This is a genomic window from Sandaracinus amylolyticus (assembly GCF_021631985.1).
GTDB classification, from domain to species: domain Bacteria; phylum Myxococcota_A; class Polyangia; order Polyangiales; family Sandaracinaceae; genus Sandaracinus; species Sandaracinus amylolyticus_A.
This window is the reverse complement of sequence record NZ_CP070225.1, coordinates 7,372,335-7,398,788: the sequence shown is the minus strand read 5'-3', so window position 1 is coordinate 7,398,788 and position 26,454 is coordinate 7,372,335. Positions and strand designations below refer to the sequence as shown.

Below are 26,454 nucleotides of genomic sequence, written 5' to 3'. Positions count from 1 at the left end.
GGCGGGTGCTCCGAGAACGGATGGTGGTGCCGGCGGTTCTCGGCCTATCATCGCGGGCGTCGTGGCGTCGAAGATCGCAGTGCTGGATCTCCGTGCGCGATCCGATGTGTTCCTCGGAGATCGCGGCCTCTCGCGCATCGCGGAGCGGCTCGAGCGCGCGGGGCACGAGGTCGCGCGGCTCGATGCGACGTGGCCCGCCGATGCCGCGCAGCGCGGCTCGTTCCTCGAGTCGCTGGCGCGCGACGTGAGCGGGCGCGCGCTCGACGCGCTGGTGCTCGAGCGCGCGTGGGACGCCGAGATGATCGACGTCCTCCGCGCCGCGCTGCGAGGCGGGAAGCTGGTGCGCCTCGCCGGTGGGGTGCGCGCCGCGCTCGACGATCGTTTCGACGCGGTGGTCGACGAGCAGGGCCTGCGCGCCCTGCTCGCCGGTGACGTCGTGCCCGCGCCCGCGCCGGCGCCGGCGAGCGCGAAGGAGATCCGCGCGCTGCGCGTGCTCTCGAAGGACGAGATCGAGCCCGAGCACGCGGGCGCGCTCCCCGCGATCCGCGGCCCGGCGGTGGGCTGCCCGTACCTCGTGGACGCGGCGAAGCAGGCGCCGTTCGCGAAGCTCGCGCTCGATCGCACGACCGGCTCGGAGAACAAGGTGCAGACCCGCGGCTGCACGTTCTGCCTCGACAACACCGGCGCCTACGCCGCGGTGAACGGGGACGAAACGGTGACACGCTGGCTCGCGCAGCTCCGCACGCTGCGCGCGTCGCGACCCGAGGGACGCCTCGAGGTGCTGCTCGTCGACGAGCGCCCGCATCCGCACCTGCCGCGGGCGTTCCGCGAGATCGCCGAGGACCGCGGGCTCGGCGCGATCGAGCTCCTGATCAAGAGCCGCGTCGACTGGCTGCTCGAGCACGAGGCCGAGCTCGCGGAGGCGTGCACGATCGCCGAGACGAGCGGGAGCGTGGTGCACGTCTATCTCGTCGGCTTCGAGAGCTTCGATCCCGACACCCTCGTGCTCTTCAACAAGGGCACGAGCGCCGAGGACAACGTGCGCGCCATCGCGCTGCTGCGCGATCTCGCGACGCGCTTCCCGCGCAGCTTCGAGTTCCGGCGGCTGCGCGCCCACGGGTTCGTCGCGTTCACGCCGTGGACCACGCCCGAGGCGCTGCTCGCCAACGCGCGCATGATGCGCGAGGTGGGGTTCGACGAGCTACGCGCCGACGCGGCACGCACCCGCCTGCGGCTCTATCCGCGCACGCCGCTCCACGCGCTCGCCGAGGCCGATGGGCTGCTCACGCCCTCGTTCGACGCCACGCGCGGTGATCGCGCCGCGGAGCAGGGCTACGACGCGAGCTTCGCGTGGCGCTTCGCCGATCCGCGCGTCGAGGCGATCTTCGTGATCTGCGAGGCCCTGCGGGAGCGATGGCGAACGCTGCCCGACGCCGATCGCCTCGAGCTCGCCACGCGCTTCGTGCTGCGCTGGCCCGGCCTCGCGAGCGCGCCCGACGTCGCGCACCTGCCGCTGGTGAACGTGCTCGATGCGTGGGGCCTCGATCCGCGCACGCTGGGGTCGACCCTCGGCGCCGCGGCGATCGTCGACCTCGAGCTCGAGCGTCTGGTCGCGGGCGACAAGCGCGGGCTGCTGAAAGAAGGGGTCGCGGCGCGCGACGTCGACGGGCTGATCCGCGCCTATCGCGCGATGGGCCTCGCCGCCGTGGTGGTCGAGACCCACGACCTCGATGCGAGCGGCGGCAAGCACCTCGAGGGGCGCTCCCACGCGATCGTCGCGGTCGCGCGGACCGAGGACGATCTCGTGGAGATCGTCACGCTGCAGCGCGCGCGCGACACCCGCGCGATGGGCGCCCGCATGGGCTATCCGTCGTGCTGCGTCGAGGCGTTCCTCGCCCAGGCCGATCGCCGCGACAACGTCGAGAACGAGCGCGCGACGCTGCGGCGCACCGCTGAGCGCGCGATCGACGCGCGTGTGGTGAGGACGGGTGCGGTGCGGCTGCTCTCGCACCATCCGTGCAGCGCCGACTGCGCGGGGTCGATCGCGATCGCGGAGCAGGCGTTGGCGCACCTCGGCGCGATCGATGCGCGCGGCGCGCGGTGGGTCCGCGACACGCTCGCGCGTCCCTCGCTCTTCCTCGATCACGCGCGCGCCGCGATGCTCGACGGGACGTGGCGCGGCGATCGCTTCGAGGTGCGTGCGATCGAGGACCTGCCGCGACGTCCGCTCGGGGGCGCGCACGACGAGGTGGTCGCGATCGAGCTGGCGCGCGATCGGGTGGTGCTGGTCGGGGCGCGCGGGGATCGCACCGCGATCGCAGCGTCGTCGCCGCTCCTGATCGTGCCCGGCGAGCCGCTCGCGCCCTCGGCCCGCGCGGTGATCGCCGCTCCGGTCGCGACGACGCCGGCGCGCCCGCAGTGGCTCGAGCTCACGCCCGACTATCGCTGCAACCAGCGCTGCCTCGGGTGCGGCGTGATGAACGAAGGAGGCCCGTCGCTCTCGTCGCGCGATCTCGTCGCCGCGATGATCGACGGGCGACGGCAGGGCATCACCCAGCTGTGGATCGGCGGGGGCGAGCCCACGCTGCGCCGCGACCTCCTGCCTCTGATCCGCGAGGCGCGCGCCCGGGGCTACACGCGGGTGCGCCTCCAGACCAACGCCGCGATGCTCGCGTACCCCGAGGTCGCGCGTCGTCTCGCCGACGCCGGCGCCACCGAGATCGCGGTCTCGATCAAAGGTCCCGACGCGACCACCCACGATCGCTTCGCGCGCACCGAGGGCGCGTTCGATCTGCTGTGCCGCGGGATCGAGAACGCGCGCGCCGTCGGGCTCGACGTCGAGGGCGACGTGCTGGTCTATCGATCGACCACCACGATGATCCCCGAGATCGTGCGGGTCTTCTCGGCGCGCGGCGTGGCGCGATTCCGCCTCTGGATGATGGCCCCCGGGGACGACGACGCGCTCGCCGAGGAGCCGCGCATCGCCGAGGTCGCGCGTGCGGTGCGCGACACCCGCGGCGCCGACGTGACCTCGCTGCACACGCCGCCCTGCGCGATCGACGACGACGCGGCGGGCGCGCGCTTCTTCGCCCCCGAGCTCGGCCTCCTGGTGCACGACGCGAGCGGGCATCGGTTCCGCCTCGAGAGCTCGGAGATCGAGGGCGGCACGTTCACTCCGCGTTGCGACGGATGCACGCTGCGACCGCGGTGCAACGGTGTGCGCGCCTCGTACCTCGCGCGCCACGGCGACGCCGAGCTGCGACCTCGCGCCGACCCCGCGAGAGCGACGGAGCGCAGCTCGTGATCGACGACGTCGCGCTGCCGAAGGTCGAGATCCACGTCACCGACGTCTGCAACAACCGCTGCGCGTTCTGCACGACCGGTTGGGTGAACGCGGAGCAGGGCCCACGCCTCGCCCACGTGCCGCGCGAGCGCATCCGCACGCAGCTCGAGGATGCGTATGCGAAGGGCGCGCGACGCGCGCTGTTCCAGGGCGGCGAGCCCACGGTGCGTCGCGATCTCGGCGAGCTCCTCGGCGACGCGCACGCGATCGGGTACCAGGCGACGACGATCTTCACCAACGCGCGCATGGCCGCGTCGCGCGCCGGCGCGCGATGGCTCGCGGACATGAAGGCCACGTGGTTCCAGGTGTCGATCCAGGGCGGCACCGCCGAGGCCCACGACGCGTCGGTGGTCGCGCGCGGCGCGTTCGATCAGACGGTGCGCGGCACCCGGCGGCTGCTCGAGCTCGGACAGCGGGTGAAGGTCAACGTCGTGCTCACGGTGCACGCCGCCGAGTCGCTGCGCGAGCTCGCGCACCTGCTCGCCGAGCTGCGCCCCGAGGAGGTCGGGCTCGACACCGTGAAGCCGAGCGGCGCGTTCGAGTCGGCGACGCGCGCCGAGTACGCGTCGTTGGTGCCGCGCTTCGACGCGCTGGTGCCCGCGCTGCGTGACGCGGTGCGCACGATGCACGACGCCGGCGTGCTGGTGCGCCTCACGAGCTTTCCCGCGTGCGTCGCGCCCGATCTCGGGCCGTGGATCAGCGAGGAAGCGGGCACCACCCAGGTCGCGCAGACGAGCGGCCTCGTGGTGCTCAAGCGCGACTGGAAGTGGTCGCAACAAGTGAAGACCGACGCGTGCAAGTCGTGCGCGTACGACGCGTTCTGCGGCGGTCTGCAGGGCCCCTACGCCGAGGCGTACGGCACGTCCGAGCTGCGCCCCCTCGCGACCCGCGCCGAGCCCGCGCCGAGCGCCGGACGCGGCCACGCGATCGTGCGGGACGAGACCGAGCTGACGCGCGCGCTGCGCCGCGTGTTCGCGCATGCATCGCATCCGGCGTTCGGCGTGCGCGACGTCGCGCGTGCCCAGAGCGACGTGCACGTGCTGCGTGCGTTCGGGCCCGGGGGCGAGCTCTGCGTCGAGCTCCATCCGCGCGACGGCGCGCCCGCGTTCGCCCACACCAAGCGCTTCTCGGTGCGCTACGTGCGCGACGCAGCGTCGCCCGATGCACGCGTGCTCCGCGCGATCACCCGCGCGATCGAGCGCTGGGAGGAGCGCGTCGATCAGGACGACGAGCCGAGCCCGTCGTGACCGACCGCGCGCAGCGTGCTCTCCGCGATGCCGGGGCACGCCGCGCGGAGCGGGCACTCGCTGCACGTCGCGCTCGGGTACGAGGTGGTGCTCGCCTCCGATCGATCGAGCACCACGCGCGTCCCGCGGTGCGCGCCGGAGAGCACGCAGGGCGGTGCGCCCTCGATCGTCGCGTGCGCGCGATCGACGCGGGCGATCGCGGTGCGCAGCGCGCGCCAGGGTGGGACCATCGCGTCGAACGAATCGCCCACGCTGGGATCGGGCACGTAGAGCTGCGCGACCACCGGACGTGCGCTCCACGCCGCACCGAGCGCGACGATCTCCGCCAGCCCATCGATCGTCGGCCGCACCATCGGCGTGATCAGCTCGACCTCGATGCCCGCCTCGCGCAGCGCCGCGCACGCATCGCGCAGCGCGTCGAACGCGCCGATCTCGCCCGCGATCGCGTCGTGCGCCTCCGCGCTCGCGCCGAAGATCCCGCTCGACCACCGCACGAGCCCGGCGCTCGTGAGCCGCGCCGCGATCGCGCGCTCGCGCCCCGCGCGCGGCGGTCCGACCAACGACGGCGTTCGCGCCATCGCGATCCACCGCTCGATCGACGGATGCGAGAGCGCATCGTCGCCGGTGAACAGCACCGCGCCGGTCGCCGCCGCGATCGCACGCTCGACCGCGGCGTCGTCTCCGCGCGGCCGGCGCATCGCGTGCGGCACCTTCGAGATCCCGCAGAACGCGCACGCACGAGCGCACACCGAGGGCACGTCGATCAACGTCACCGCGGGTCGCGGCGCCTCGTCGACGTCCTCCACGACCCTCGCGATCTCCTCGGGCCGGAACTCGGTGCCCCGCCGCGCGTGCAGCGTGCGCGCGACACGATGCAGCAGCGCGACCACCGCGCGATCGCTGGTCTCGGCGCCCCACACCCGCACCGAGATCGGCCCGAGCTTCAGCGGCGCCGCGTCGTCGCGCGCGATCACCTCGAGCCGCACCGGTGCGCTCGGATCGCCGAACAACACGCCGCGCTCGGTGCGCACCGCGCCCGCGCCGAGCCCCAGCGCGCGCGCCTCGTCCTCGCGCAGCCACCACCACGGCTCGCCGGCCATCGTCGTCGATGGTACCCGGGGCGCAAAACGTCGCGCGGGTTTTGATACCATCGGCCCGTGGACGGCGACGCGCAGGAGCCCTCGGGCTCCCTGGCAGTACGCGGAGGCACGGGCCGCAGCCCGCTCGCGCTCCTCACCGGGGCTCCCACCGGGTGGGCCTACGACCGCGTGGATCTGCCGAGCGACGACGAGCTGCTCGTTCGCTTCTCGGCGACGCGCTCGCGCGACTGGGTCGAGGTGCGCGTCGTGCCCCTCGGTGCGCCGGGCCCGGTGTTCCGGCGCCTCGCACACTGCCAGGTGCGATATCGGGCGAGCGTCGCGCAGACCGGGCCCGAAGGACGCGAGGTGGTCGCGAACCTCGTGCTCGGCATCGCGCTCGCGGTCGACGCGCGCCTCTCCGCGTTCCCGCGCGCGACGATCGCCGAGGTGATGGGGCGCCGCGCCGATCGCCAGGGCATCGTCTTCACGCCCGAGGGCGTGCGCGAGCTGCTCGTGCCGTGGATCGTCGAGGGCATCCCGGTCGCGGGCGGATGGTCGCTCGCCGACGTGTACCCCGCGTCGCGCACCATGCTGCGCGGCGACATCGATCGCTCGCTGGTGCTCGACTTCACGCACGCCACGAGCGACGAGCGCGCGATCTTCTGCATCTCGCCGCACCTGCCGGATCCCCCCGGATTCGCGCGCAGCGCGCACCTGCAGCTCGATCACGTGACGATGGGGCGCCCCTCGTCGCCGAGCATCGAGACGCTGCGTGCGTTCGTCGCGTTCGTGGTGCAGCTCAACGACCACCCGCGCTTGTCGATCACGTTCCCCGAGGACGCGATCGTGATCGCGCCCGGCGACGGGATCGATCTCGCGCGCGAGGACGAGGTGCTCAACCTCGCGATCTCCTCGGAGTGCGGCCAGCAGTGCGCGTTCTGCAGCGTGAAGAGCACGGCGCCCGCGTTCGACGGAGGCGACGAGACGTTCGCCGCGGTGTCGAACGATCTCGCGCGCGAGGCGCGGCGCGGGGTGCGCACGTTCCGCCTCAACGGATACGACCCGCTCTCCTACAGCCGGGTGGTCGACGTCGCGAAGCTCGCGAGCGCGCTCGGCTACCAGCGCGTGCAGATCTTCTCGCCCGCGACGCGGCTCTCCGATCGTGCGTTCGCCGAGAAGCTCTTCGCCGCGCTGCCGCCGCACCGCGAGATCTTCGTGCCGATCTACGGCGTGACCGCGGCGGTGCACGACGCGGTGGTGGGCCGCCCCGGCGCGTTCGACGAGGTGCAGCGCGCGCTCGTGAACCTGCACGAGATGGGCGAGGTGCGGGTCTCGCTGCTCTCGGTGATCACGTCGAAGAACCACCACGAGCTGCACGCGCTCTGGGCGTTCGCGAACGAGCGACGGGTCACGCTCTCCGCGCATTTCCCCTATCCGAGCTTCGAGTCGCGCGCCGATCGCTACTTCGAGAGCGCGCCGCGCCAGCACGAGGTCGCGAGCGCGCTCTTCGCGGAGCGCGCGCGCACGACGGGCCCGAAGTGCTCGGCGCGCGAGGCGCAGCAGCTGCTCGAGGGCGTCGCGCCGTGCGTGATCCATCGCGCCGCGAGCGCGCACGGCGTGCGCCTCATCGAGTGGCTCCCCCACGACGAGATCGCCCCGCCGATCCCGGGCACCGAGTACCGCGACTCGCGTTATCGCCAGCGCGCGGGCGACGCGTTCTCCGCCGCGACGGTGCCCTGTCCACACGCCGAGCGCTGTGCGATGCGCACGATCTGCCCGGGCGTGCTGCTGCGCGCCTACGTCGAGCTCCACGGCGACGAGGAGTTCCAGCCCGTGACGCTCCGCGAGATCCTCGCGCCGAGCTGAGAGGAGGAGACATGGACGATCGTCTCGACGAGATCCTCGATCGGCTCCGCGAGCTCGATCATCGGCTCGCGCGGCTCGAGGACGAGCGCGGTCATCGCGAGCACCATCATCATCATCGCGACCATCGCTGCCACGCGTGCGGCGCGTCGCGCGATCGCGACGATCGCCGTCATCATCGCGGCGGCGATGGGGACTTCCAGGAGAAGCGCGTGATCGACACGATCGTGCGGCTCGTCACCGAGCACGTCGTGCGCGAGCTCGATCGACGCTTCCCGCGTCGCGAGCCCTGATCGACGATGTACGTCGAGCACTTCGAGATCCGCCGGAGGCCCTCCGACGTCGTGCTCGCCGAGCTGCGCGCGCGCATCGCGGGCGCGGTGTCGCGCGGTGCGCGCACCATCGTGATCTCGGGGGAGGGCGCGACCGAGAGCGTCACCCGGGTCGCCGATGCGGCGCGCGGCGCGTCCGACGTCGATCTCGTGATCGACGAGGGCGCAGCGATCGCACCGGCGTCGCTCGCCGCGCTCGCCGAGGCCGGAGTGACGCGGCTGGTGCTGCGGGTGCTGCGTCGTGATCCTCGTCCCGCGCTCGAGCTCGCGCGCGCGTGGCGCGCCCTCGATCGCAAGGTCGTCGTGCAGCTCCCGATCGAGCCCGGCGCGCCCTCGGCCCAGCAGCGCCTCGGGTGGCTGCGCCGCGTCGCCCCCGAGCTCGATCACGTCGAGCTCGCGCCGCGCGCGATCAGCGCCGCGATCGCCGACGACGTCGCGCGCACCGACGCCGACGCGCGCAAGGCGAAGATCGATCTCTCCCTCGCGAACGATCATCCGCTCCCGCCCTGTCTCGTCGAGCTCCCGCCGCACGCCCGGCGCCTGCTCGCGCCGCGCTTCCGCGACGTGCTCCCCGGCCGTCCCGGCGCCGAGGCCGCCCATCGCAACGCCGCCCACGACGCGTGCGAGACCTGCGCGCTCGCCGAGCTCTGCACGATCACGACCGCCGAGCTGGCGCGCCTCGCCGACACGATCACGCCGTGCCCGATCGCCGCCGCGACGCCCTACGCGCGCCCCGGGCGCAACGCGGGCAAGCGCCTCCGCGTGCTGGGCGCCGAGGACGTGAAGACGTTCTTCCACGTCGACTACGACTACGAGCCGATCGGCGACGGCACGCCGCACGAGCGGCCCACCAGCCGCATCGGGCTCGTCTATCGCTGCAACCAGACGTGCACGTTCTGCGAGCTCGCCGACATGGACGTCGATCTCTCGAAGGACGACGTGCGCGCCGCGCTCGAGGCCGCGCGCGGTCGCGGATCGACGCGCGTGATCCTCACCGGCGGCGAGCCCACGCTGAGCCGCGATCTCGTCGATCACGTGCGCTACGCGCGCTCGATCGGCTTCGAGGAGATCGAGCTGCAGACCAACGCGGTGCTCCTCGACAAGCCGGGCGCCGCGCGCGCGCTCGCCGACGCCGGCCTCACCAGCGCGCAGGTCTCGCTGCACGGGCCCGACTCCGCGATCAGCGATCGCCTCACCGCCGCGCCGGGCACCCACGCGCGCACGCTGCGCGGCATCGACGCGCTGCTCGAGGCGGGCGTGCGCGTGCTGCTCAATCACCTGATCTTCGTCGACAACGCGCCGCTGCTGCTCGACTTCGTCGATCTCGTGGTCACGCGCTGGGGCGCCCACCGCGATCGCCTCGTCGTGCAGTTCCACTCGCCGCGCAACGAGTTCGCGACGCGCGACGAGGGCCTGCGCCACGTGCCGCGGTACTCCGACTACGCGACCCGGCTGCGCGAGGCGATCGATCGCGCGCGCGCCGCGGGCCTGAACGTGCGCGATCTCCAGGATCCGACGGGCATTCCTTCGCTCTGCGTGCTCGGCGCCGACGCGAGCTACCTCGGGACCATCGCCGCCCAGCGCGCGCTGCCGCGCTATCACGCGTGGGAGTCGGACTGGCTCACGCGCGTCGCGGCGTGCGAGCCTTGCGCGATGCGCGACGCGTGCATGGGTGTGCCGAAGCACTACCTCGCGCTCCACGGTGACGCGGAGTTCCGCCCCTTCACGGAGGGCACGTAGTGCATCGGCTCGCCGTCATGCCGCGCTGCGCGACCCCGTGTGCTGCGTGCGATGCATGCGCGCCGACGGGTCGTCCCGCGACGCTCGTCGAGGCGCGACGTCTCTTCGACCACGAAGAGGTCCTCCTCGGCGGCGGCGACGCGACCGCGTGGCCCGCGCTCGATGCGTTCCTCGCCGAGGCACGCGATCACCGGGTGTGGCTCGAGGCGCCCGCGGCATCGCTCGGGCCCGATCGATTGCGCGCGCTGCGCGACGCGGGCGTCCACGGCGTGCTCGTGCAGATCGAAGGCGTGGGCGAGAAGCTCCTGCGCGCGATGCGCGCCGGCGACGGCGAGCGCGTGATCGCCGACGCCGAAGCGCTCGGGCTCGAGACCCAGGCGCGCGTGATCGCACGGCCCGCGACGTTCCCGATGGTCGCGCCGCTCGCGATGCGCCTCGCCCCCCGCGTGGTGTGGCTCGAGCTCGTGCGTCGCGACTGGGGCAAGCCCGAGATCGAAGCGTCGCCCTCGTCGATCGCGCGACTCCTCCTCGCGTGCCCGAACGTGAGCTTCTCGGGCCATCGTGCGCTCGATCGCGGCTATCTCCCGCCGTGCACGCTGCCGAGCGTGTGGGCCGCGCGACCGACCGCGTTCCGCACGACGCTGAAGGACGGTGCGAGCGACGCTCCGAACACCACGCTGCCAGCGTGCAGCGAGTGCGCGCTGCGCAGCTCGTGTCGCTTCACCGATCGCGGCGCGCTCTCCGAGGACGACGCGCGCGCCGCCGAGCCGATCCGCGATGCGGTGCTCCCGTGGACGCGCATGCGCACCACCCAGCAGCAGGTGCCCGCCGCGATCACGAGCAAGCGCCGCGGCCCCGACGTGATCTGCACCACGCCGTGGACGACGATGGAGGTCGTCGATCCCAACGGGCTCGTGCGGCAGTGCTGCTCCACCTGGACGATCGGCGATCGTGGCAACGTCCATCACGCGTCGCTCGGCGCGATCTGGAACGGCCCCGGATACCAGCTCGCACGGCGCCAGATGATCGGCAGCGATCACGGCGCGCTCTGCCATCCGATCTGCTCGCGCCTCCACGATCGCAAGTACGACGAGCAGTCGTTCCGCATCCAGACCGGCAGCGAAGCGTTCGTCGCGAACCAACTGCTGATCGCCGACGACATCGCGGAGCGCCGCGAGGTCGTGCGCAGCAAGCCGCTGCGCCTCGCGATCTGTCCCAGCACCTACTGCAACTACGACTGCATCATGTGCGACCTCGGTCGCACCCCGCGCCGCGAGCTCCCGGAGTCGATCTGGGAGGAGCTGCCCGCCCTCTTGCCGACGCTGCAGACCCTCACGATGCTCGGCGGCGAGCCCCTCGCGAACCCCTCGACCATGCGTTTTCTCCGCGAATTCGACGTCGCGAAGTATCCCGACTGCGCGATCGACTTCGTCACGAACGGCTCGCTCCTCACCGAGCCGGTGCTCGCGCGCATGCAGCGCTGCACGCTCGGCGACGTGACGATCAGCCTCAACGCGGGCACGCCCGAGGTCTACGAGCGGGTGCAGCGCGGTGTGGAGATGTCACGGGTGCTCGAGAACCTCGACGCGCTCATCCGATTCCGGGGTCGACACCACCGGTGGTTCGGCATCACGGTGAGCTTCGTGGTCCAGCCCGCGTCCGCCCACACACTCGTCCGGTTCGGCGAGCTCGCGCACGCGCGCAACCTCCGCATCCGCCTCATGGCGCTCAATCCCGAGAACCACGAGGGCCTCGACTTCTATCCCGACGGCGACGCGGTCGCGAAGGTGCTGCGCGAAGTGGACGTGTTCGAGCAGTGGGCGCGGCGCACGCGCCCCGAGTGGCTCTCCGAGATCCGCGCGACGCGCGCCGCAGTCGCGGCCGAAGCGGCGTCGCGCGGGCGTTCGAGCGTGCCGAGCGGCGCGCGCCGACTTCCCGTGGTGGCGTGAGCGATGGATCGTCCCCGTGAGCGACCGACCCTGCGCCCCGGTGAGGCGCCCGACGAGCACGAGTCGGGCGCGGAGGTGGTGCTCGTCGCGAAGATCGTGCGCGAGGCGCTCGACGCGTACGCGACGACGGAGACCGCGGACGCGATCCTCAAGCGCGCCCTCGCCGCGGCGGGGCGCGAAGGGATCCCGCGCGAGCCCCGCGAGCTCGATCGCTTCGTGCACGACCACTTGCTGGTCGAGGCGCGCGATCGCCTCGGTGAGGATGCGGGCGATGCGATCGCGGTGCGGCTCGTGCCGCTGATCGCCGCGCTCGAGCGCATGGAGCACCGCAGCGTCGAGACCTTGCCCGCGCCCCCGCCCGGCGCCGAGGTCGAGGAGCGACAGCGCTTCGCGGCGATCCTGCTCGCGGGCTCTCCGCAGGACGCGCGACGGCTCTCGCTGCGCGTGCAGACGTCGGTGCACCGGGTCGTCGACGCGCGCACGCTCGTGCAGACGATCGAGGCGTGCGGGGGTTCGCCGGTGATGATCGTGCTCGACTGCCGCGCGCCGAACATCGTGCTGCGGACGACGCTACGCGCGGCCGAGCCAGCGTTGCTCGACGGCTCGGTGGTGGCGCTGTGGGGCGCGACCCCAGCCGACGAGCGCGAGTGGCGCGCGACGTTCCCCGGTGCGCTGGTGCTGCGGACCGACGTGGCCTCGGACGTCGAGGACATCGCGGTCCTGATCCGGCTCGGGCCCGAATAGCCGGTTCGTCGACGACGCTGAAGGATGCCCGCGAGCGCGGTCATCCACGCGGCACATGATTCGTGCGTTCGCGCCCGGGCTCGCGCTCTTCGTTCTGGTGGTGGGATCGTCAGGGTGCACCGACGACACTCGCCCCGCAGGCCCGCGGGTGATCCCGCCGCCCGACGCCGGCGGCGCGCTCGATGGCTCCGCGTCGTGCACCGGAGGTGCGACCTCGTGCGGCGGCCAGTGCGTCGACCTCGCGAGCGACTTCTCCAATTGCGGCGCGTGCGGCAACGCGTGCAACGCGGACGAGGTCTGCAGCGGATCGCGCTGCCTCACCGGCGGATGTCCGAGCGGCACGACCTCGTGCGGCGGATCGTGCGTCGACACCGAGCGCAGCGCGACGCACTGCGGCGAGTGCGGCAACACGTGCGTCGGCGGCAGCAGCTGCATGGCCGGCGAGTGCACCTGCGGCGGCGGCCTCGAGCTCTGCGACGGATCGTGCGTCGACACCTCGACCGACACCGCGCACTGCGGCGGGTGTGGCAACGCGTGCGGCGCGGGCGAGCGCTGCGAGGGCGGGAGCTGCGTCGCGTGCGGCGGCGACGTGTCGTTCGCGCGCGACGTGCAGCCGATCTTCACCGCGTCGTGCGTCGACGGATGTCACGGCAGCAACCGTCCCTCCGCCGACCTCGAGCTCACCTCGGGCCGCGCGTACGGCGAGCTCGTCGACGTCGCCTCGACGTGCACCGACGCGCGCCCCCTCGTCGCGCCCGGGGATCCCGAGGGCAGCGCGCTCTACCAGAAGCTCGTCGGCACTGCGTGCTCGGGGCAGCGCATGCCGCTCGGTCGCGGCGATCTTCCCGCCGCCCAGATCGCGCTGGTGCGCGACTGGATCTGCGCCGGCGCCCAGAACGACTGACCCACGAACCGCGCGGCGCTCACCAGGGCGCACGCACGATCGCGGACCCGTCGTCGACGACCCACAGGACGAGCTCGGCGTTCGCGTCGAAAGGCACGTTCCACGTGCCGGCGCCGGCGAACTCGGGCGAGAGCCCATCGACGATCGTACGCAACGTCGCATCGCCCGGCGTTGCGGCGTGGACCGCGATCGGCAGCCCTCGTCCGGGCCGTCGCAGCGAGATCGCGATGCGCCGATCGGCCGTCACGATGCGCGCGATCCGCTCGCCGTTCGGCAGCGCCACCGCGCGGGCCCACGCGCCGCCGTCGATCGGCTTGCGCGAGAGGAACGTCTCGGTCCGGCCCGCGCCCTCTTCGATCCAGAGCTCGTCGTCCACGAGCGCCAGCGTGTCCTCGCCCCCCGTGAGCGGCAGCGTCGCGATCGGCATCGTCTCTCCGTCGTCGAGCGCGATGCGGAGCACCGAGCGCTCCTCGCCTCCGCGCACCGCGGTGAGCACGAGCGCGTCGTCGCCGTCGAGCGCGAGCGCCGTCACCGCGCGCCGCGCGCCTTCTCGGATCGATCTCGGCGTGGCATCCGCCGCGCCCTGCACGCGGATCGCGACGTCGTCGACCCACACCGCGAGGTCGCCGTCCGACGCGAAGCAGGTGCCGCACCGGCGCAACGGCTCGTTCGTGAGGTGCTCGAGCGAGCCGCCTTCGCGTGCCACGCGTGCAGTCACGGCTCCGCGGGTTCCGTCCTCTCGCGTGGCGCTGGCGAGCCCGATGAACACGTGCGTGCTCGTGAGGCGCACGTCGACCGGTCCAGCGAGGCCTTCGAGGATGGTGGTCGCGGGGCCGCCCTCGACCGGCGCGACGCGAAGCCGTCCGTCGCCCCGATGGTTCCCGAGCGCGTCGAACGTGCCGTGCTCGACCCAGTACACGCGCTCGTCGTCGACCGCGATCGCGCGGATGTCGCTACCGTCGGCGACGGTACAGCGCTCGGTCAAAGGGCACGTCGGCACCGGCCCCGCGGCGTCGGCGATGGTTGGCGGCAGGCTCGAGTCGAGCGCGCCACCGTCGCCGTCGGTCGAGCCGAGTGTGTGGTGCAGATAGCAGCCCCCGAGAAGCGGGAGCAGCGCGACGAAGACGTTCTTGTGCATCGGACCTCGCAAAAGGAAGAAAGTGCAGGCCCGAGTGTAGCGCGCGCCGAGACGCAGATCGCGCTGGCGCGCGACCGGATCTCCCAGAACGACTGACCCATGCACGGATGCATGGCGGGGCACCCGCGCCATGCATCCATGCATACCCTCGCTCAGGCCCCGCGCGGCTCCACCACGATCGTTCCGCGCACCATGTTCATGCCGCATCGGAACTCGTGCTCGCCGACCGCGAGCTGCGGCAGCTCGATCACGACCGGCTGGTGCGGCGGGAGCTCGCGACGGATGCCGAGCGCCGGGAACACCACCTCGCGCGTGCAGGACGCGTACTCGTGCCGCACGAAGCGCAGCCGCACCCGCTCGCCCTCGCGCACCACGATCCGATTCGGCTGATAGCTGCCCCGCACCACGATCTCGATCTCGCGCACCTCTTGTGCGCTCGCCATCGACTCGGTCCGAGGCACCGCGACCACGCCCGATCCGAGCGCCAGCGCCAACACGAGCACCACTCTCTTCGCGGTCTTCGTCATCTCCACGTCTCCTCTCGCCCACGCAGACGCCGGCGCCGCGCTCCCATTACGCCGCGAGGCCGCTCGAGGCGACCGAAACGACCGGTGTAATGCCCGGAGCACGTGCGCGTCTGCCCCGCAGAGCCACGACATGCGCACTCGAACGACCCTCTTCGCGATCGTGATCGCCGCCGCCCTCGCGGCGTGCACGCGATCCCTCCCCGCCGCGTTCCCCCCGTCCTCGCCGATCTCGTCCGACGCCGTCGAGGCGCCGGTCGCCGACGTCGGCCGCGCGCTGCGCGAGGACCCGCCATTGCCCGGTGAGTCGACGCAGGGCTGGCACGGTCTCGAGCCCGCGAGCATCCCCGCCTCGCACGGAGGTCACGATCATGCGCGCTAGCCTGATCGCGATCGTCCTCGCGCTGCTCGGCGCCGGCTGCGCGACCACGTCGATCCGCGGCGACCTCGATCGCATCGAGACGATCAGCGGCCAAGCGCTGCCGCCCGACGTGCTCGATCAGGTCGACCCGGTCGGCGACGCGCGGGTGCGCGAGATCCTGCGCGCGCCGCTCGACGCGGACGACGCGGTGCGCCTCGCGATCGCGAACCACCGCGAGCTCCGCGCCGCGCTGCGCGAGCTCGGCATCGAGCGCGGCCGCGTGCTCCAGGCGGGCCTCCTGCCGAACCCCGAGATCGAGATCGATCTGCGCTCGCAGGACGATCCCGAGCAGCCGCTGCAGGTCGAGCTCTACGCCGAGTTCGAGCTCACCCACGCGCTGCTCACCCCGATGCGCGTCGACGTCGCGAGCCGCGAGCTCGACGCCGCGCGCTTCCGCGCCGCCGGCCGGGTGATCGAGACCGCATACCTCGCGCGCGCCGCGTTCTACGACGCACAGGCCGCCGAGCAGCGGCTCGCGGTCGCGGTGCGCGCGCTCGATGCCCTCGCCGCCGCCCGCGACACCGCGACGATGCTGTTCGACGCGGGCAACGTGCCCGAGCTCGACGTCGCGACGCAGATCGCCGCCTACGAAGAGGCGCGCGCCGTCACCGCCGAGCTCGAGCTCGCGCGCGCCGGATCGCGCGAGCGCCTGCACCGGGTGCTCGGTCTGCACGGTGACGCCACCGAGTGGTCCATCGCCGCGCCGCTCGACGACGTGCCCGAGGAGAGCGCGATCCCCGAGGCGCTCGAGCGCGACGCGATCGAGTCGAGCACCGAGCTCGCGGAGACCCGGATGCGCCTCGAGGCGATCGCGGGCCGGGTCGGACTCTCGCGCACCGAGGGATGGCTGCCCGACGTCACGGTGGACGTGCACGCCGAGCAGGACGGACAGACCTGGGAGATGGGCGGCGGCGCGAGCATCGAGCTGCCGATCTTCGATCGCAACGAGGGCACGACCGCCGCGTACGAGGCCGAGTTCGACGCGCTGATGGAGCGCTACGAGGGCACGGCGATCGACATCCGATCGGCGGCCCGCGACGCGTGCAATCGCCTCGCCTCCGCGCACCTGCGCGCGAAGCAGTACGAGGGCGTGATCGTCCCGGCGCGCGCGCGCGTCTTCCGCCAGACGCTGCTGCAGTACAACGCGATGCAGGTCGGCGTCTTCGAGCTCGTCACCGCGCTGCGCGCACAGCTCTCGGCCGAGCTCTCCGCCATCGACGCGCTGCGCGAGTACTGGACCGCGCGAGCAGCGTTGGAGGCGCTGCTGCGCGGCCGTCGCGTGAGCGGCGCAGTCGTCTCTTCGAGCACCGGAATCGGCGCGGACCAGGGCTCCGCGGGAGGTCACTGATGGATCGTCGATCGTTTCTCCGCTGGAGCGGCGCGGCCGCCGGCGCAGCGGTGCTCACGCGCGCCGCGCAGGTGAGCGCGCAGGACGCGCACGCGCACGCCGAGGCGAGCGCCACGGCCGCGGCCGCCGTGCCGACCTTCGAGCGTCGTCCCGCCTCGCGCGTCGCGGCGCCGGGCGGACAGCCCGCGGTGATCACGCCCAATGGCGTCTCGCTGCCCTGGACCATCCGCGACGGCGTGAAGGTCGGTCACCTCGTCGCGCACGAGCTCGATCACGAATTCGCGCCCGGCATGCGAGCGCGGGTGTGGGGCTACAACGGGCACACCCCGGGCCCGACCCTCGAGGCCGTCGAGGGCGAGCGCATTCGCGTGTACGTCACGAATCGACTCCCCGAGCCCACCACCGTGCACTGGCACGGATTGATCCTCCCGAATGGCATGGACGGAGTCTCGGGCCTCAATCAGCGCCCGATTCCGCCCGGCGAGACGTGGGTCTACGAATTCGATCTCCGTCACCCCGGCACGTTCATGTACCACTCGCACTACGACGAGATGACCCAGATCGCGCTGGGCATGGCGGGCATGTTCATCGTGCATCCGCGCCGCCCCGTGGGTCCCCGCGTCGATCGCGACTTCGTGCTGATGACGCACGAATGGAAGCTCGAGGTCGGCGCGCGCCGTCCCGATCCCAACGCGATGAACGACTTCAACGTCCTCACGTTCAACGGCAAGTCGTATCCGGGCACCGAGCCGCTGCTCGTGGGAGTCGGAGAGAGAGTGCGAATCCGTCTCGGCAATCTCTCTCCGATGGATCACCACCCGATCCACCTCCACGGATTGAATTTCGTGATGACCGCGACCGACGGCGGATACGTGTCGCAGAGCGCGCAATATCCCGAGACCACCGTGATCGTCCCGGTCGGGAGCACGCGAGTCATCGAATTCACGCCCACCGAGCCCGGCGACTGGGCGATGCACTGCCACATGACCCATCACGTCATGACGCAGATGGGACACGGCCTGCCGCCGATGGTCGGAGTCGACACCAGCACCGTCGATCGACGCATGTCGCGCGTCGTCCCCGAGTACATGTCGATGGGCCAGACCGGCATGGGCGGCATGGGCGAGATGGAGATGGACATCCCGCCCAACTCGCTCCCGATGCGCGGCGCGCGGGGCCCGTTCAGCTACATCGACATGGGCGGCATGTTCACCGTGCTCAAGGTGCGCGAGCGCCCCGAGAGCGCCGATCCCAACGGCTGGTTCGAGCACCCCGCGGGCAGCGTCGCCGGCCCCGCCGATGCCGCGCGCCTGCGCGCCGACGGAATCGATCTCGAGTAATGCGCGCCCGGCGCGTGCGTCTTCACGGTCGAGAGGAGATTCCCACCATGACCGAGAGCACGAATCGAGAGACGCGCCTGCGCGTCGCCGGAATGACCTGCATGTCCTGCGTGCGTCACGTCGATCACGCGCTGCGCGATCTCGACGGAGTCGCCGCGGTGCAGGTCCGCTTCCGCGAGGGCGAGGCGCTCGTCCAGCACGACCCCGCACGCGCGACCATCGACGAGATGATCGGAGCGCTGCGCGACGCCGGCTACGACGCCGCGCTCGCGGCGTGACGGAACGGCGAGGCGCGCTCTCCTGGGTCGGAGAGCGCGCCTCGTCTCGTCTCGTTCAGCGTCGCGCCTGGGGCGGCGGCGGCGCCTTCGCGCCGCCTCCGTTCGGGCGCATCTGGATCGAGGCGGGCATCACACCGAGCTGCCGCATCAGCCCCATCGCGTCCCACTGCGCGTAGGACTCGACGACCTTGCCGTTCACGATGCGGTCGATCGACACGCCCTCGACCTGAGCTCTCTTGTTGGTCGCGGGGATGCCCATCAGCTCGGCCTGGTGCGTCCCGCTCGCGCGCCACTTCGTGATCACGCGATCCCCGGAGCAGATCTGCTCGACCACCTCCATCTTCGCGTCCGGGAACGCGCGACGGTACATCTTGACCTGCTCCTCGAACCCCTTGCGATCCATCCGGCCCATCAGCGGATCGTGGGCGACGAATTCGTCGGCGCAGAGCTGCGAGACGAGCTCGACCTTCCCCTTCGAGTAGGTGTCCTCGAGCAGCGCGCGAACGATGTCCTGCGGTTTCTGGCTCACGGCGAGACCCCCATGCGAGCGCGCTCGTGCACGTCGCATCGAGCACGTCGACGGGTGAGCTAGACGCTGCCCTCATCCCACCAACGTCCACGTCGCATCGTCGCGTCTCTCACGTCGCGCGATGCGCGTACGCCGCCGTCACGCCCGAGCACACGGTCTCGTGGTCCGACGCACCGCGCGCACATCTCGTTCGAGGCGCGCTGGTCACGCGCGCTCTCGCGAGGGGGGACGACGATGCATCCGAGAGGGGCGGTGCGGTTCGAGCACGCGCGCGATCGGCGCGGCGTGGAGCACGCGATCGTGCGGATGGAGGGAGAGAGCGTGTGGCTCCACATGCCGAGCGTCACGACGCTCGCGTGGGTGAGCGAAGGACGCGTGCAGGTCCATCGGCGTGGCACGCGCGGAGTCCTCTCCCGAGGCGCGGTGCGCCGCATCGGCGGCTTCGAGCTCGAGGTGATCCGCGCCGAGCCCGGAGGCGCGCGGCTCACGCTGATCTCGCTCCCCCGCAGCTTCCTCCGCGGCGCGCGCACGGTGCCCCACGAGCAGCTGACAGACGCGACCGAGAGCGCGCTCGCACGCATCCGCGAGCGCTGGCCGGACGGCCCCCCGGTGCTCGATCGCGACGTCGACTCGCTCGTCGACCTCGTGCGCCACGTCGATCACGACGACGATCACGACGAGCTCGAGCCCGCGCCGGTGCGCCGCGCGCGGCACCTGCTCGAGACGTGGCATCGCTCTCCACCGACCCTCGACGAGCTCGCGGGCGTCGCGCGCACGACGAAGCTGCAGCTCGTGCGCAGCTTCCACGCGCACCACGGCGTGGTGCCGCACACGTTCGTGCTCTGCCTGCGCCTCGCGATCGCGCGCACGATGCTCGCGTCGGGTCGCCGCGAGACCGAGGCGGCGCACGCGCTCGGCTTCCCCGACGCGGCCGCGCTCTCTCGCGAGTTCCGCCGCATCGTGGGCGTCTCGCCGACGGACTACGCGCGTCCTCGTCCTCTCGCGCTCGCGCGCGGCGCGTGATCTCGTCCAGCTCGCACGGTGCCCATGACGCTGCGAGCGAGCCTCGAGAAGGAGAGAACGATGTCGCTCGAGATCCACGGACCGACCATCCAGACGAACGCGCCGATCCCCGTCGAGCACACGTGCGACGGCGCGGACCGCCCGCCGGCGCTCGCGTGGTCGGGCGCGCCGCCGCGCACGCGCTCGTTCGCCCTCGTCGTGCACGATCCCGACGCGCCGCGCGGCGACTGGGTGCACTGGCTGCTCTTCGACGTCCCCGCCGAGACGTCGATGTTGCCCGAGGGCCTGCCGTCCACGCCGGTGCTGCGCGACGGATCTCGCCAGGGCACGAACGACTTCGGGCGCGTGGGGTGGGGCGGGCCGTGCCCTCCGCGCGGCGCGGCGCACCGGTACGTGTTCGATCTCTACGCGCTCGACTCGGTGCTGGGGCTCCCGCCCGGTGTGTCGCGCGATCGACTCGAGCACGCGATGCGCGGGCACGTGCTGGCGCACGCGAAGCTGGTCGCGACCTACGCGCGCGGCGGGAGCGCGTGACCGATCACGTCTCGCGCGCGGCCCACACCGGATAGTCGAGCCCGGCGAGGCGATTGATCACGATCGCCTGCAGCGTGAGCGCGGCGACCGCGAGCTCGATCACGACGAGGTTCAGCGGGCCGCTGACCAGCCCGAGCGAGACGATCAGCGCGGTCGCGCCCGCGGGCGGGTGCGACGCGCGGAGCAGCACCATCAGCGCGCCGGTCGCGGCGAGCGATGCCGCGACCGCGATCACACGCGCGTCGCTCACGCCGGCCGCGATCGCCGAGGGCGCGTCGTGGAGCCCGACGATCCACAGCGCGCCGAAGCCGCACGCGATGCCGATCGCGTGACCGACCAGCGTGTTGCGCGGGCTCGCGCTCGGCGCGAGCGGCGTCGTGAAGTGCAGGAACGCCGACGCCCCGAGCGACGGGAAGAGGAACGGAGAGCCCGTCGCGCGCGCGACCACGGCGAGCGATGCGATCGCTGCGAAGCCCGCCACGAACACGAATGCCGCCCACACCGGTCGCTCCGGGAAGCGCTCGAGCAGCGCGCGGAGACGCAGGCGCTCGGGCGCGGGCGGTCGAATCGAAGCAAGGCCGAGCGAGCGAAGACGTCGAGCCAAGGCGAAGGCCTCGAAAATCCTTCCGATCGCCAGGCTCGCAACACCGCGGCCCCGCGTCGGAAACGGCGGCGAAACCTATGTGAAAGCTCACGGACGTCAAGCGCGGACACGCGCGTTTCGTGATTCGGCGATTGGCCTCATGACGAGACCCCAGATGGTCCATCTCGGTCACGACGTCGTTTCGCCGGCGATTCGATCCGACTCGAACGCTCGATTGGCATCTTCACTGGTGTCCCGACTGACGATCACGACTGCCGATCGACTGGAATCGTCCGGTCGCAATTCCGACGCTCACGCGCAACCACGCGAACACAAGTCACTCGTCGTGAAGCGCATGCGTTCGCAATCGTTTTTCTGCATGCGGTCCCGAGGTGGCGATCTGGACGCACCCCACTTCCACATCGCACGCTGCGCGCGCCATGCCGCCGCACGCCCGATGCGCGCTCGCGTCGACGCTCGTGTGGCTCGCGGTGGGGTGCGCCGCGGGCGAAGGCGGCATCGCGTTGCGCGAGTGGACCGTGCGCGAGGGCGACGATCCCGCGGTGCCGGTCACGCTGCCGGCGCACCTCGTCGGTGACGCGTTCGCGCGCGACGGCACCCACGTGCTCGAGACCGACGTCGTGATCCCGCCCGAGATGCGCGAGCACGATCTCGAGCTCGTCGTCCCGAGCCTCGCTGCGCTGGTCACGCTGCGCGCCGACGACGTCTCGTTCGGGCGCGGCGAGCACGCGGCGTCGTATCGCGCGATCGCGCCGCAGCGATGGCGCATCCCGCGCGCGCTCGTGCGCGACGGGTCGCTGCACCTCGCGCTGCACGTCACGCGACGCTGGACCCAGGCCTCGTGGATCGACGTCGTGCCGCGACTGCGCACGATGAGCGGCACCGACTGGCCGGCGTCGATCGTCGACGCGACGAACCGCGCCGGCGCGGCGTGCGGCGCGGCTGCGACGCTGCAGGTCGGGCTCACGTGCCTGCTCGTCTACTTCCACGATCGACGGCGCAGGCCCTATCTGTGGTTCGGCATCCAGGCGTTCTCGGCGTCGACGTATCCCGCGTTCGTGCTCGGTGCGCTGCAGTGGCTCGGCCCGATCGACGTCGTCGTGATGGAGCTCGGGCTGCTCGCCGCGGTGTGGGCCTCGGTGCACTTCACGCACGCCGCGTTCTCGCTGGGGCGACCGCCGCGCGCGTTCGGGGTCGGCGTCGCCGTGAGCGCGATCGTCGTCGTGCTCTTCTCGGGCCCCTACGTCGCCACGCAGGTCGCGGTGCCCTTCGTCGTCGCGCTGGTCGCGACGGTCACGATCTACCAGCTCGCGCGCGGGATCGGCCTCCTCGTGTGCTCCCGTGATCGCGGCAGCGCGCTCCTGCTCTTCCTCGCGTGGATGGCGCTCGCGACCACGACCTGGAGCGATCTCTGGACGTGGTACGCGCTCGGCGAGCCGCTCGGCGGTGCACGTCCCGGCGTCGTCGGGCTCGCGTTCTTCGCGCTCTTCCTCTCGCTGCTGCTCTCGCGCAACCACGTGCTCGCGCTCGGCGACGCCGATCGCCTCAACGCCGAGCTCGCCGATCGGCTCGCGCTGCTCGAGGCGCGGCAGAAGGAAGTCGAGGCGCTCAACGCCGAGCTCCGTCATCAGGTCGCGTCGCGCTCCGAGCAGCTCTTCTCGGCGCTCTCGGTCGTCGCGAAGGTGCGACCCGCCGTGGTCGAGCCGGCGGCCGGCGACGTGCTCAGCGATCGCTACCGGCTCGAGCGCATCCTCGACGAGGGCGGCATGGGCGTGGTGTACGAGGCCACGCGCGTCTCCGATGGATCGCAGTTCGCGATCAAGATCGCCCTCGAGGCGAACGGCACCGCGGTGGCGCGGCTCGCGCGCGAGGCGCACCTCGCGTCGCGCGTGCGGCATCCGAACGTCGTCGAGATCGTCGACGTCGACGTGACGCGCGCGGGGCAGCTCTTCCTCGTGCTCGAGCTCGCGCGCGAAGGGACGCTCAAGCAGCACCGCGAGCGATATCGCACGCCGGCGCTCGCGATCGTGGTGCTCGCGCAGATCGCCGAGGGGCTCGCCGAGCTGCACCGCCTCGGGATCATCCATCGCGATCTGAAGCCCGCGAACGTGCTCTTCTTCCGGCACGGCGAGAGCCCGATCGCGAAGCTCACGGACTTCGGCATCTCGCGCCCTGCGCTGCGCCGCACCCAGAGCCACTCCGAGCGCATTCGATCGTCGCCGCTGCCGCCGCGTGCGAGCGACATCGTCGAGCTGAAGGAGCGCGTCGCCTCGGAGGCCCGGCTCGAGGAGACGCTCGACGAGCCGAGCGCGCCCGACGCGCTGACCGAGCTCGGCGCGGTCGCGGGCACCCCGCGCTACATGGCGCCCGAGCTGGGACGCGATGCGAGCTCGTTCGGCACGCGCTCCGACGTGTTCGGCTTCGGCGTGATGGCGTACGAGCTGTTGTCGGGCGCGGGGCCGTGGACCGAGCCGCCGGCTTCGCTGGTCGCGCGTGGGGTCGAGCCGCTGCCGCACATCGCGCTCGCGGCGCGCGTGCCTTCGCTCGATCCGAGGTTGCTCGCGCTCGTCGACGCGTGCCTCTCGCTCGAGCCGTCGTCGCGTCCCAGCGCCGCCGCGATCGGTGCCGAGCTGCGCGCGATCGAGCGCTCGCTCCGCACATCCGCCGCACCGCGCGCCCAGCGTCGCTGACGCACGTCTTCTTGACCGTCGCCGTCCTTCGCCCTATGCGAACGCCACTCGTGCGCGCCCTCGTCGCCATGCTCGCCGCGATCGCGCTCTTCATCGCGCTGCTGCCCCTCGGTGGCATCGCGATCGAGGCGTTCACGGCGGGCGAGCACGCGCATCTCGACATGAGCGAGCCCGCGAGCGAGGCGGATCCGACCCTCGCGCTCGCCGAGGCGGCCGACTCCGACGAGATCGACGAAGAGACCCACAGTCCTTCGCTCGACGACGACCTCCTGCACGATCAGCCGCTGGTGTGCCCGCCCGGGCACCGCATCGTGTGGTCGCCCGCCGCGACGCTCCACGATCGACGCGGCCGCGTCCCGCTCCGCGGCACACGCCCTCCGCGAGCCTGAACGAGCCCGGTCCGAGCCGCGCCGCGCGATCCCTCGCGCTGCGCCCATCCGTGCCCGTTTTCGCTCGAGGAACACGATGCCCGAGAGTCCGCGTCCGATCGACAGCAGCTCCACCAGTCCGTCCCCCACCATCTCGATCCTCCCGCCCGCGCCGGTCATGAAGCGCAACGCGATGCGCACGCTGCGCGGCGTGCGCTCCGATCTCGGCGTGCGCTCGCTCCTGCCCGAGTGGCGCGCGATGCTCTCGCGCCACGGCCTGCGCGAAGATCTGATCGCCGGCCTCACCGTCGCCTGCATCGCGCTGCCGCTCTCGCTCGCGATCGCGCTCGCGTCCGACGTGCCGCCCGCGGTGGGCCTCACCACCGCGATCATCGCGGGCATCGCGGTCGCGCTCTTCGGCGGCCAGCAGCTCGGCGTGAGCGGCCCGGCCGCTGCGATGGCGGTGCTGCTCGGGCAGATCGTCGACACCCACGGCCTCGGCGGTCTGCTCTTCGTCGGGCTCGGCTGCGGTCTCTTGCAGATCGCCACCGGTACGCTCGGCATCGGCCGGGTGATGCGGCTCGTCCCGCTCAGCGTCGTGCACGGCTTCACCGCGGGCATCGGCGTGCTGATCCTCGTGGGTCAGCTCCCGCGCGCGCTGGGCCTGCCCTCGCCCGACGAGTCGCACGTGCTCGACGTCGTCTCGCACATCGCCGAGTACCTCACGCACGCGAACCCGATCGCGGTCGCGATCTCGGGCTCGGTGGTGCTCGGAATGGTGCTCGTGCCCCGGCGATGGCCGAAGATCCCGACCGCGCTGATCGCCGTCGCGATCCCCACCGCGATCGTCACCGCGACCGGCGCCGACGTGCCGCTGCTCGGCGAGATCCCGCGCGGCCTGCCCGCGCCCTCGCTGCCCGACTGGCCGCGCCACGGCGTGCTCGCGCTGGTGGGCGACGTGTTCGTCGTGTACGCGCTCGCGTCGCTCGAGTCGCTGCTCTCGGCGAGCGCGGTCGACAAGCTGCGCGGCCCCGGCGCGCCCTCGCACGACGCGGATCAGGAGCTGGTCGGACAGGGCATCGGCAACGTCGCGGTCTCGCTCTTCGGCGGCATCCCGGTGACGAGCGTGATCGCGCGCTCCGCGCTCAACGTGCAGTCGGGCGCGCGCACCCGACGCGCCGCGATCATCCACGCGCTCGCGCTGATCGCGTGCGTGTACCTCGTGCCCGACCTCGTCGCGAGCATGCCGATCGCGGCGCTCGCGGGCGTGCTCCTCGCGACCGGCATCCGCATGCTCGACACGAAGTACCTTCGCGAGCTGTGGCACGCGGCGCGGGTCGAGGCGGTGGTCTTCCTCGTGACCGTCTTCACGATGGTCGCGTTCGATCTGCTCGTCGGCGTGCAGGCCGGCCTGATCGCGGCGCTCGTGGTCGCGGTGCTGCGCCTGAGCCGCGTGCGCGGCGAGCTGCACCCGGCGCACGACGGAACGCCGCACCACATGGGTTTCTCGGGCCCGCTCACGTTCCTCACGACGACGCGCATCGACGAGCTGCGCGGTGAGCTCGCCGGCCTCGACGCGCAGCACGGCCTCGTGCTCGACCTCCGTCACGTCGACTCGATCGACGCCAGCGCGGCGAGCTCGGTGATCGAGCTCGCGACCGCGTGGCGCGCGCGCGGTGGCCGCGTCGCGCTGCTCGGACCGAACGCCGAGGTCGAGCGTCGATTGCTCGCGATCGGCGAGGACGGCGGCGTGCGCGAGTCGATCGCCTACGTCGAAGAGGAGCTCGACAAGGTGATCGGCCGGCGCAGCCGCTCGCCCGAGAACGCGCACCAGCGGCTCACGCGCGGCGTCGAGCGCTTCCGCGATCAGGTGCGCGGACAGCTCTCGCCGCTGCTCGATCGCCTCGCGGTCGGACAGGCGCCGCACACGTTGTTCCTCACCTGCGCCGACTCGCGGGTGAATCCGTCGCTCATCACGGGATCGCAGCCCGGCGAGCTCTTCGTCGTGCGCAACATCGGCGCGCTGCTGCCGCCCGCGGGGAGCGAGACGCTGAACGACGAGGGCGCGGCGCTCGAGTACGCGGTGCGCGTGCTCGGTGTGCGCAACGTCGTCGTGTGCGGGCACAGCAAGTGCGGCGCGATGACCGCGCTGCGCGAGGGTGGAGGCAAGCTCGGTGATCTGCCGGCGCTCGCGCACTGGGCGAAGGGCGCGTCGGTGATCGCGGGAGATCTCGCCGCAGCGCCGACGCTCACGGATGCGACGCAGGCGTGCTCGGTGCGTCAGCTCGAGCACCTGCGCTCGTATCCCGTCGTCGCGCAGGCGCTCGCGACGGGCGAGCTGCGGATCCAGGCCTGGTATTACGACATGGACACTGCCGACGTGCTGGAGTGGGATCCCGACGTGAAGCGCTACGTGCCGGTCGGCGGCCGCGACGACACGCGCTGAACGCACGTAG

At 72.3% G+C, this 26,454-nt stretch carries 22 protein-coding genes; 17 read left to right on the top strand and 5 right to left on the bottom strand.

The window, feature by feature from the left end:
* The first annotated feature begins 61 nt into the window (after positions 1 to 61).
* Both I5071_RS31285 and I5071_RS31280 read left to right on the top strand, forming a co-directional pair.
* Complete coding sequence (locus I5071_RS31285) at positions 62 to 3,304, top strand: radical SAM protein (RefSeq protein WP_236516923.1); 3,243 nt, start codon at positions 62 to 64, stop codon at positions 3,302 to 3,304.
* Positions 3,301 to 4,590, top strand: a complete 1,290-nt coding sequence (locus I5071_RS31280; protein WP_236516922.1) for a radical SAM protein — start codon at positions 3,301 to 3,303, stop codon at positions 4,588 to 4,590. The genes I5071_RS31285 and I5071_RS31280 overlap by 4 nt, the downstream gene beginning before the upstream one ends.
* Here I5071_RS31280 and I5071_RS31275 read toward each other — a convergent pair.
* Positions 4,563 to 5,690, bottom strand: a complete 1,128-nt coding sequence (locus I5071_RS31275; protein WP_236516921.1) for a radical SAM protein — start codon at positions 5,688 to 5,690, stop codon at positions 4,563 to 4,565. The two genes, I5071_RS31280 and I5071_RS31275, sit on opposite strands and share 28 nt — an antisense overlap.
* 57 nt (positions 5,691 to 5,747) lie before the next feature.
* Here I5071_RS31275 and I5071_RS31270 point away from each other — a divergent pair, with 57 nt between their 5' ends.
* The 6 genes from I5071_RS31270 to I5071_RS31245 are packed head-to-tail and all read left to right on the top strand — an operon-like array spanning position 5,748 to position 13,201.
* A complete protein-coding gene (locus I5071_RS31270) occupies positions 5,748 to 7,535 on the top strand; it encodes a radical SAM protein (RefSeq protein ID WP_236516920.1) in 1,788 nt (595 codons plus the stop codon).
* 11 nt (positions 7,536 to 7,546) lie between these two features.
* Entirely contained in the window at positions 7,547 to 7,825 is a 279-nt protein-coding gene (locus I5071_RS31265) for a hypothetical protein (protein ID WP_236516919.1), read from the top strand.
* Between the two features lie 6 nt (positions 7,826 to 7,831).
* Positions 7,832 to 9,604, top strand: a complete 1,773-nt coding sequence (locus tag I5071_RS31260) for a radical SAM protein (protein WP_236516918.1) — start codon at positions 7,832 to 7,834, stop codon at positions 9,602 to 9,604.
* A gap of 17 nt (positions 9,605 to 9,621) precedes the next feature.
* Positions 9,622 to 11,553, top strand: coding sequence for a radical SAM protein (locus tag I5071_RS31255; RefSeq protein ID WP_236516917.1), 1,932 nt, complete (start codon positions 9,622 to 9,624; stop codon positions 11,551 to 11,553).
* Between the two features lie 3 nt (positions 11,554 to 11,556).
* Positions 11,557 to 12,297: a hypothetical protein gene (locus tag I5071_RS31250; protein WP_236516916.1), complete on the top strand. Its 741-nt coding sequence runs from the start codon at positions 11,557 to 11,559 to the stop codon at positions 12,295 to 12,297.
* A gap of 55 nt (positions 12,298 to 12,352) precedes the next feature.
* Positions 12,353 to 13,201 carry an MXAN_6577-like cysteine-rich protein gene (locus I5071_RS31245; protein WP_236516915.1) on the top strand — a complete coding sequence of 283 codons (849 nt, stop codon included), beginning with the start codon at positions 12,353 to 12,355 and terminating at the stop codon, positions 13,199 to 13,201.
* Positions 13,202 to 13,220: 19 nt separating this feature from the next.
* Here the strand turns inward: I5071_RS31245 and I5071_RS31240 are convergent, their stop codons facing one another.
* Positions 13,221 to 14,339 (bottom strand): hypothetical protein, encoded by a 1,119-nt coding sequence (locus I5071_RS31240; protein WP_236516914.1) that lies wholly within the window; start codon positions 14,337 to 14,339, stop codon positions 13,221 to 13,223.
* A 152-nt stretch (positions 14,340 to 14,491) separates the two neighbouring features.
* Positions 14,492 to 14,866, bottom strand: coding sequence for a cupredoxin domain-containing protein (locus I5071_RS31235; RefSeq protein ID WP_236516913.1), 375 nt, complete (start codon positions 14,864 to 14,866; stop codon positions 14,492 to 14,494).
* A 130-nt stretch (positions 14,867 to 14,996) separates the two neighbouring features.
* Between I5071_RS31235 and I5071_RS31230 the strand changes: the two genes are divergently transcribed.
* From I5071_RS31230 to I5071_RS31215, 4 genes are read left to right on the top strand one after another with little or no spacing between them, the layout of a single operon-like run.
* Entirely contained in the window at positions 14,997 to 15,245 is a 249-nt protein-coding gene (locus I5071_RS31230) for a hypothetical protein (protein WP_236516912.1), read from the top strand.
* Positions 15,235 to 16,632, top strand: coding sequence for a TolC family protein (locus I5071_RS31225; RefSeq protein ID WP_236516911.1), 1,398 nt, complete (start codon positions 15,235 to 15,237; stop codon positions 16,630 to 16,632). The genes I5071_RS31230 and I5071_RS31225 overlap by 11 nt, the downstream gene beginning before the upstream one ends.
* The gene (locus I5071_RS31220) at positions 16,632 to 17,972 is read left to right on the top strand and encodes a copper oxidase (RefSeq protein ID WP_236516910.1); all 1,341 of its coding nucleotides are present in this window, start codon (positions 16,632 to 16,634) and stop codon (positions 17,970 to 17,972) included. Before I5071_RS31225 ends, I5071_RS31220 begins: the two co-directional genes overlap by 1 nt.
* Before the next feature lie 47 nt (positions 17,973 to 18,019).
* Positions 18,020 to 18,250 carry a heavy-metal-associated domain-containing protein gene (locus tag I5071_RS31215; protein ID WP_236516909.1) on the top strand — a complete coding sequence of 77 codons (231 nt, stop codon included), beginning with the start codon at positions 18,020 to 18,022 and terminating at the stop codon, positions 18,248 to 18,250.
* Between the two features lie 55 nt (positions 18,251 to 18,305).
* On the opposite strand, the gene I5071_RS31210 is transcribed toward I5071_RS31215, so the two are convergent.
* A complete protein-coding gene (locus I5071_RS31210; protein WP_236516908.1) occupies positions 18,306 to 18,779 on the bottom strand; it encodes an ester cyclase in 474 nt (157 codons plus the stop codon).
* 234 nt (positions 18,780 to 19,013) lie between these two features.
* On the opposite strand from I5071_RS31210, the gene I5071_RS31205 reads away from it, so the two are divergent.
* Positions 19,014 to 19,802, top strand: a complete 789-nt coding sequence (locus I5071_RS31205) for an AraC family transcriptional regulator (RefSeq protein WP_236516907.1) — start codon at positions 19,014 to 19,016, stop codon at positions 19,800 to 19,802.
* Between the two features lie 60 nt (positions 19,803 to 19,862).
* Positions 19,863 to 20,336 (top strand): YbhB/YbcL family Raf kinase inhibitor-like protein, encoded by a 474-nt coding sequence (locus I5071_RS31200; protein WP_236516906.1) that lies wholly within the window; start codon positions 19,863 to 19,865, stop codon positions 20,334 to 20,336.
* 4 nt (positions 20,337 to 20,340) lie between these two features.
* Here I5071_RS31200 and I5071_RS31195 read toward each other — a convergent pair whose 3' ends face one another.
* Positions 20,341 to 20,940 carry an HPP family protein gene (locus I5071_RS31195; protein ID WP_236516905.1) on the bottom strand — a complete coding sequence of 200 codons (600 nt, stop codon included), beginning with the start codon at positions 20,938 to 20,940 and terminating at the stop codon, positions 20,341 to 20,343.
* A gap of 419 nt (positions 20,941 to 21,359) precedes the next feature.
* Here I5071_RS31195 and I5071_RS31190 point away from each other — a divergent pair, with 419 nt between their 5' ends.
* From I5071_RS31190 to I5071_RS31180, 3 genes are all read left to right on the top strand, one after another.
* The gene (locus I5071_RS31190) at positions 21,360 to 23,630 is read left to right on the top strand and encodes a serine/threonine-protein kinase (RefSeq protein ID WP_236516904.1); all 2,271 of its coding nucleotides are present in this window, start codon (positions 21,360 to 21,362) and stop codon (positions 23,628 to 23,630) included.
* Positions 23,631 to 23,680: 50 nt separating this feature from the next.
* Positions 23,681 to 24,019, top strand: coding sequence for a hypothetical protein (locus tag I5071_RS31185; RefSeq protein ID WP_236516903.1), 339 nt, complete (start codon positions 23,681 to 23,683; stop codon positions 24,017 to 24,019).
* 76 nt (positions 24,020 to 24,095) lie between these two features.
* A complete protein-coding gene (locus tag I5071_RS31180) occupies positions 24,096 to 26,444 on the top strand; it encodes a bifunctional SulP family inorganic anion transporter/carbonic anhydrase (protein ID WP_236516902.1) in 2,349 nt (782 codons plus the stop codon).
* Positions 26,445 to 26,454: the final 10 nt, after the last annotated feature.

Excerpts from the sequence above, each read along its gene's own strand:
- I5071_RS31275 (WP_236516921.1), bottom strand. The coding sequence starts at position 5,690 with ATGGCCGGCGAGCCGTGGTGGTGGCTGCGCGAGGACGAGGCGCGCGCG.
- I5071_RS31265 (WP_236516919.1), top strand. The coding sequence starts at position 7,547 with ATGGACGATCGTCTCGACGAGATCCTCGATCGGCTCCGCGAGCTCGAT.
- I5071_RS31260 (WP_236516918.1), top strand. The coding sequence starts at position 7,832 with ATGTACGTCGAGCACTTCGAGATCCGCCGGAGGCCCTCCGACGTCGTG.
- I5071_RS31255 (WP_236516917.1), top strand. The coding sequence starts at position 9,622 with ATGCCGCGCTGCGCGACCCCGTGTGCTGCGTGCGATGCATGCGCGCCG.
- I5071_RS31250 (WP_236516916.1), top strand. The coding sequence starts at position 11,557 with ATGGATCGTCCCCGTGAGCGACCGACCCTGCGCCCCGGTGAGGCGCCC.
- I5071_RS31245 (WP_236516915.1), top strand. The coding sequence starts at position 12,353 with ATGATTCGTGCGTTCGCGCCCGGGCTCGCGCTCTTCGTTCTGGTGGTG.
- I5071_RS31240 (WP_236516914.1), bottom strand. The coding sequence starts at position 14,339 with ATGCACAAGAACGTCTTCGTCGCGCTGCTCCCGCTTCTCGGGGGCTGC.
- I5071_RS31235 (WP_236516913.1), bottom strand. The coding sequence starts at position 14,866 with ATGACGAAGACCGCGAAGAGAGTGGTGCTCGTGTTGGCGCTGGCGCTC.
- I5071_RS31230 (WP_236516912.1), top strand. The coding sequence starts at position 14,997 with ATGCGCACTCGAACGACCCTCTTCGCGATCGTGATCGCCGCCGCCCTC.
- I5071_RS31225 (WP_236516911.1), top strand. The coding sequence starts at position 15,235 with ATGCGCGCTAGCCTGATCGCGATCGTCCTCGCGCTGCTCGGCGCCGGC.
- I5071_RS31220 (WP_236516910.1), top strand. The coding sequence starts at position 16,632 with ATGGATCGTCGATCGTTTCTCCGCTGGAGCGGCGCGGCCGCCGGCGCA.
- I5071_RS31215 (WP_236516909.1), top strand. The coding sequence starts at position 18,020 with ATGACCGAGAGCACGAATCGAGAGACGCGCCTGCGCGTCGCCGGAATG.
- I5071_RS31205 (WP_236516907.1), top strand. The coding sequence starts at position 19,014 with ATGCATCCGAGAGGGGCGGTGCGGTTCGAGCACGCGCGCGATCGGCGC.
- I5071_RS31200 (WP_236516906.1), top strand. The coding sequence starts at position 19,863 with ATGTCGCTCGAGATCCACGGACCGACCATCCAGACGAACGCGCCGATC.
- I5071_RS31190 (WP_236516904.1), top strand. The coding sequence starts at position 21,360 with ATGCCGCCGCACGCCCGATGCGCGCTCGCGTCGACGCTCGTGTGGCTC.
- I5071_RS31180 (WP_236516902.1), top strand. The coding sequence starts at position 24,096 with ATGCCCGAGAGTCCGCGTCCGATCGACAGCAGCTCCACCAGTCCGTCC.